At 44.4% G+C, this 2,023-nt stretch carries 2 protein-coding genes; both read right to left on the reverse strand.

Features of this window, described 5'->3' with window-relative positions; all coding sequences use genetic code 11:
- The coding region (gene hisD, locus CXF78_RS15300) for a histidinol dehydrogenase (RefSeq protein ID WP_102037271.1) at window positions 1-1,144 on the reverse strand (1,144 nt) is incomplete at its 3' end.
- Window positions 1,145-1,149: 5 nt separating this feature from the next.
- A partial coding sequence (hisG, locus tag CXF78_RS15305) for an ATP phosphoribosyltransferase (RefSeq protein WP_102037272.1) occupies window positions 1,150-2,023 on the reverse strand: 874 nt, incomplete at its 5' end.

Here is a 2,023-nt window from a genome sequence, read left to right on the forward strand (position 1 = left end):
CTAATGACAAACTTGAAACCGAGCGGCTATAACCATAAGTCGGCAATACATGGTTAGTACCGCTAGCATAATCGCCTACAGACTCAGGGGTATAAGCCCCTAAGAACACTGAACCCGCACCGCGAATTTGCGTTAATACGTCTCGAGGTGCCGCAGTTTGAATAATCAAATGTTCTGGGCCATACAAGTTTGACACTTTTGCGGCTTGCGCCATATCGCTAACAATAATACTGCGGCTACATTCTAGCGCTTGTGCGGCGATGTCTTTACGGTTCAACTGCGCTAATTGTTCTATTAAGGCTTGGTTGACTTGCTCTGCCAGTGTTAATGAGTCGGTAACTAACATTACTTGCGAGTCAACGCCGTGTTCTGCTTGGGATAATAAATCGGCAGCAACAAAACCAGGATTTGCATCTTTGTCGGCAATCACGAGTACTTCAGACGGACCTGCAGGCATGTCTATTGACACACTAATACGGCTGTCCTGTGACACTAATCGTTTTGCTTCAGTCACATAACGATTACCCGGACCGAATATTTTGTCTACGTTTGGCACCGATTCTGTCCCAAATGCTAATGCTGCAATAGCTTGGGCACCACCGACCTGAAAGATGTCTGTAATACCGCATACATTAGCAGCATAAATAATTGCATCATTAATCGGCGGTGGACTGACTAATACACGCTTTTCGCAACCGGCTATTCTTGCTGGTAACGCCAACATCATCACAGTGGATATTAATGGCGCAGTACCACCGGGAATATATAAGCCGACTCGCTCGATGGGTTCGCTGCGCAATTCACAACGAATCCCCGCTTGAGTTTCTATATCAACACCCTGAAACACTTGCGCCTTATGAAAGGTTTCAATGTTATTCACCGCTTGCGCAACAGCTTGTTTGACGTCGTCACCTACACGTGCACATGCTGCAGCAATCTCGTCAGTTGATAACGCTAGTTGAGTCAGTTCAACACCGTCAAATTGCTTGTTATAAGCCAGTAACGCGCTATCACCTTGAGCGTTCACTTGCTCAATAATGTTACGAACACGTTGTTCTACACTTGTATCACCAATTAATGGCGAGCGCGCTAACGTTTGTCGTTGTTGTTCGGTAGATAAAGAAGCCCAATCGAGAATTTGCATGTGTGTTACCCCATCATTTTTTCAATTGGCATCACTAGAATTGAGCTTGCACCTAATGCTGTTAACTCTTCCATTGTGTCCCAGAACAAATCTTCTGTACTTACAACGTGTATAGCCACGCGATTGGTGTCGTCATTGAGTGGTAATACTGTTGGGTTTTCAGCGCCTGGGAGCAGGGCAACAATTTGGTCTAAAGTTTCAACTGGGGCGTGCAATAAGATGTACTTACTTTCACGGGCACGGATAACACCATTAATTCGCGATAAGATTTTGTTGATGAGCGCTTGTTTTTCAGTAGATTGAGTTTTATTTGATTGAATGATGCACGCCATTGAGCGGTAAATGACTTCGGTTTCATATAAGCCGTTTGCTTCAAGGGTTGCACCAGTAGAGACTAAATCACAAATGCCATCTGATAATCCAGCGCGTGGTGCTACTTCAACAGAGCCTTTCAACATACAGTCGCTGTAGTTAATGCCTTTTTCTTGCATAAAGCGGCGCAGCAAGTTTGGGTAAGAGGTCGCGATGCGAAGGCCTTCAAGTGAGTTGGCATCTTTGTATTCAAACTCATTGGGTACAGCAAGTGATAAACGACATGAACCAAAATCTAATTCACGTAATTTGGTGCATTCAGCTGGTTTTCCAGCTAGCTGGCGTTCAATTTGTTCTTCTTCTAGAACGTTCTCACCGATAATACCTAGGTCAACAACACCATCCATGACTAAGCCTGGAATATCATCATCACGAACGCGTAATAAATCGATTGGCATGTTGTCTGCATGTGCAATCAAGCGTTGCTCATTAACGTTAAATTTCACACCACAGCTTTTAAGTAACTGTTGAGACTCTTTAGATAAACGGCCCGATTTCTGAATGGCG

The sequence above is a fragment of the Shewanella sp. 11B5 genome (assembly GCF_002836795.1).
In the GTDB taxonomy this organism is placed as follows: Bacteria; Pseudomonadota; Gammaproteobacteria; order Enterobacterales; family Shewanellaceae; genus Shewanella; species Shewanella frigidimarina.